General features: G+C 72.8%; 4 protein-coding genes. 1 reads left to right on the top strand and 3 read right to left on the bottom strand.

What is annotated here, in order from left to right:
- Both OZN99_RS28050 and OZN99_RS28045 read right to left on the bottom strand, forming a co-directional pair.
- Window positions 1–758: solute carrier family 23 protein (locus tag OZN99_RS28050; protein ID WP_270938514.1), on the bottom strand; the 758-nt coding region annotated here is incomplete at its 3' end.
- 116 nt (window positions 759–874) lie between these two features.
- Window positions 875–2,044, bottom strand: a complete 1,170-nt coding sequence (locus tag OZN99_RS28045) for an acyl-CoA dehydrogenase family protein (protein ID WP_270938513.1) — start codon at window positions 2,042–2,044, stop codon at window positions 875–877.
- Between the two features lie 136 nt (window positions 2,045–2,180).
- Between OZN99_RS28045 and OZN99_RS28040 the strand changes: the two genes are divergently transcribed.
- Window positions 2,181–2,873, top strand: coding sequence for a winged helix-turn-helix transcriptional regulator (locus tag OZN99_RS28040; protein ID WP_270938512.1), 693 nt, complete (start codon window positions 2,181–2,183; stop codon window positions 2,871–2,873).
- Window positions 2,874–2,935: 62 nt separating this feature from the next.
- Here the strand turns inward: OZN99_RS28040 and OZN99_RS28035 are convergent, their stop codons facing one another.
- Window positions 2,936–3,118 (bottom strand): hypothetical protein, encoded by a 183-nt coding sequence (locus OZN99_RS28035; RefSeq protein ID WP_270938511.1) that lies wholly within the window; start codon window positions 3,116–3,118, stop codon window positions 2,936–2,938.
- Between the last annotated feature and the right edge of the window lie 230 nt (window positions 3,119–3,348).

Here is a 3,348-nt window from a genome sequence, read left to right as displayed (position 1 = left end):
GGCAGCCAGGGCTGCGGCAGCGCGAACCAGGGGCTGGCCGCCACCACCGCGCCGGCATTCGCCGGCACCTCGCCCAGCACGACCGCCAGCGCCACGCCCGCCGCCGCGCCGACCAGCACGGCCAGCCGCGCCAGCGCCGTGCCGCTCAGCGCCACCACGGCCATCACGGCGATGCTGGCCAGCAGCACCAGCACGGAGAGCTTGCCGGGCAGCGTGCCGCCCTGCTGCAGGCCGAGAATCTGCGTGCCGAGCAGGATCAGCGAGACGCCGATCAGCATCACCACCACGCCGGCGACCTCGTTCGGGATCAGCACGCGCAGGCGGCGCATGGCGAAGGCAAGCGCGGCGGCGACCAGGCCGGCGATCAGCACCATCGCACCCGCCGCGGCGAAGCTGGCGCCCGCCGCGCCGGCGGCGGCGTAGGCGCCGAGCATCGCCGGGGCGTGCGTCGCCGGCACCGGATAGCCGGAGCCGATCGGGCCGCGCGTCAGCAGTTGCAGCCCCTGCCACAGCGCGACGGCCAGGATGGACAGGCAGAGGAAGCGGGTGGCGTCCAGCGGATCCGGCGAGATGGCCGCCGCCGGCGCCGCGGCCAGCACGAAATAGACCGACTGCACGGCCACGTGCTGCATCGCCAGCCAGAAGCTGGCGGCCGGGGGCGAGGGGCTGTCCAGCCAGTAGACCAGGCCCTTCGGCCGCTGCATCGGCCGGTCGGCGCTGCGCCGCAGGCCATCGATGATCGAAGAAAGCCAAGCCATGCCGTGTGAGCCTGCGTCGCCAGGACATCAGGCTAGGATGGCGCGCGGCTCACGGATAGTTGCGCACATGGGAGGGTGGGGAGCAGGGACGTTCGCCGCCCCTCTCCCCGACCGCATCAGAAGATCGTCTCGACCGGGCGGCCGAGCGCCATCGCCCCGGCATAGCGCGCCTGCGGGCCGGCCTGCAGCGGGTGGTAGCGCGCGCCCTGGATGTCGCGGAACAGGCGCTCCAGGCCGGTTGCGCGGTGGAAGCCGGCGCCGCCGGCCAGTTCCAGCGCAATCTCCACCGTGCGGATCGCGTTCTCCGTCACCAGCGCCTTGCCGGTCATGGCGTCGTTGACCGCCTCGGCCGAGGGCGCGTTGCGGTCCGTGGTGGCCAGCATCCATTCATGCCCGAGCCGCGCGGCGCGCAGCGCGGTGTCCATGCGGCCGGCGAGTTGCAGCATGTCCTCGGTCGCCGGGCGTCGCTTCGCGACCTCCACGGCGATGTCGCGCGCCTGCTCGGCGACGCCGAGATAGACCGCATAGACCAGGGTGAAGGCGATGGGGGCGAGGATGTGGAACAGCGGATGCCACTGGCCCGCCGGACGCTTCAGCGCCACCGCCGCGTCGGGGATGAACAGCCCGTCGATCGCAACGTCGTGCGAGCCCGTGCCGCGCATGCCGAGCGCGCGCCAGGTGTCGAGCACCTTCACCTCCGGCGCCTTCATGTTGACGCCGAAATGCAGCACGTGGCGCGCGCCGTCCTCCTCCAGCACCGCCGCCGTCATCATCAGGTCGCCGACCGGCGCGCCGGAGGAGAAGATCTTCCGGGCCGTGATGCGGTAGCCGCCTTCGACCCGCTCGGCCCGGCCGGAGCCCGGGAGCCAGTCCGACCCGCCGGAGGAGAGCAGGATGATGCGCTCGGCCGCGATGCGCTTCAGCAGCGGCTCCATCGCGGCGAGCTTCTGGTTCCGCCAGCGCCAGGCCGGCACCGCCACCTGGTGGGTGTGCATCGAGAAGGCGAGCGCGGTGGAGCTGCAGCCATGGGCCAGGATGCGCAGCATCCCGGCCAGGTCGCGGATGGTCGCGCCGGCGCCGCCGAATTCCTGCGGCACGCCGGCCTCGACCAGGCCGGCCTGCTTCAGCAGGGCGTAGTTGTCGGCGACGAAGCGGTCCTGCTCGTCGGCCTCGGCGGCGCCCGCCGCCAGGATGGGGACGAGGCGGGCGGCGCGGTCGGCAACCGGCAGCTGGTCCAGGCCGGCCAGGTCGGGCGCGGGCGGGGACGGATGCAGTGCGACGTTCATGGCGGGTTTCTCCCTGGGTGTTGAAGCCGGGGGAGCATCGCGCCGCGGTGCCGCGCGGGACTAGTTCAGGAAATGAAGTTGCTGGCGGCCAGCCAGCACGCCCAGACTGCCGGCATCCGGGGACCGGGAGGCGGCGATGGAAGAACGCGGCAGCTATGGACAGTTCTGCCCGGTGGCGATGGCGGCGGAGGTCATCTGCTCGCGCTGGACCGTGCTGGTGCTGCGCGAGATGCTGGCCGGCAGCACGCGCTTCAACGAGCTGCGCCGCGGCGTGCCGCGGATGTCGCCGGCGCTGCTGTCGAAGCGGCTGAAGGAGCTGGAGAAGGCCGGCATCGTGACGGCCGCGCCGAACGCGAAGGGGATCACCGAATACCGCCTGACGCCAGCCGGGGAGGAGCTGCGGTCGGTCGTCTTCGGCATGGGCTTCTGGGGCCAGCGCTGGATCGAGAGCCAGGTCTCGCTGCGGAACCTCGATCCGACGCTGCTGATGTGGGACATGCGGCGGAACCTGGACCCGACACCGCTGCCGCCGCGGCGCTGCACGATCCAGTTCCAGTTTCCCGACGTCGCCGAGAGCCGTCGCAACCACTGGCTGGTCGTCGAGGGCCGCGCCGTGGACCTCTGCTCGGTGGACCCGGGCTTCGAGGTGGACCTGCACGTCGTCGCGGAGCTTCGCAGCCTCACCGCGGTCTGGATGGGCCTGGCCGGCCTGCGGCAGGAGGTCGAGGCAAGGCGCATCGAGCTGCTCGGCGACCGGCGGGTGGCCAGCGACATGGAGAAGTGGCTCGGCCTCAGCGTCTTCGCGCGGGAGACGCGGCGGGTGGCGTGAGGCGGTTCAGAAGCTGAACCGGCCGCGGCGTCACGGCGGCGCGAGCGAGCGGAACGGGCCCGTCACGGCCCGTCCTCCTCGATTTCCCAGCCCTGCGCCAGATACCTTGCCAGCAGCTCCTCGTGCCGGTCGTCGGGATAGGAGGCCACCACCTCTTCCTCGGCATCGAGGACCTCGGTGCCGGCGGCGGTTGTGACGATGACCAGGGTGTCTATCTCACCCTTCATCAGGACGGTCTCGCGCATCGCCTTGCCCGAAGTGCCGTGCGGGACGCTGCCCCCACCCTGCCCTCCCCCGCAAGCGGGGGAGGGTCCAGGGGGTGCGCTCAGTTGCCGCGGCGGAGGAAGGCCGGGGCGGAGCCGCCGTCGCGGAAGTCGGCGTCGCGCCAGCCGCGGTCCTTGCGCTCCGGCGCGGCCTGCGCGGCGGGGCGGCGCAGCGGCGCGTCACCGCCACGGGGTGCGGCGGGGGCGCTACC

This window comes from Falsiroseomonas oryzae, assembly GCF_027856955.1.
Lineage (GTDB): Bacteria > Pseudomonadota > Alphaproteobacteria > Acetobacterales > Acetobacteraceae > Falsiroseomonas > Falsiroseomonas oryzae.
This window is presented reverse-complemented; position numbering and strand designations above follow the sequence as displayed.

What these genes read in the sequence shown, in the direction of transcription:
- OZN99_RS28045 (WP_270938513.1), bottom strand. Translation starts at nt 2,044, where the DNA reads ATGAACGTCGCACTGCATCCGTCCCCGCCCGCGCCCGACCTGGCCGGC.
- OZN99_RS28040 (WP_270938512.1), top strand. Translation starts at nt 2,181, where the DNA reads ATGGAAGAACGCGGCAGCTATGGACAGTTCTGCCCGGTGGCGATGGCG.
- OZN99_RS28035 (WP_270938511.1), bottom strand. Translation starts at nt 3,118, where the DNA reads ATGCGCGAGACCGTCCTGATGAAGGGTGAGATAGACACCCTGGTCATC.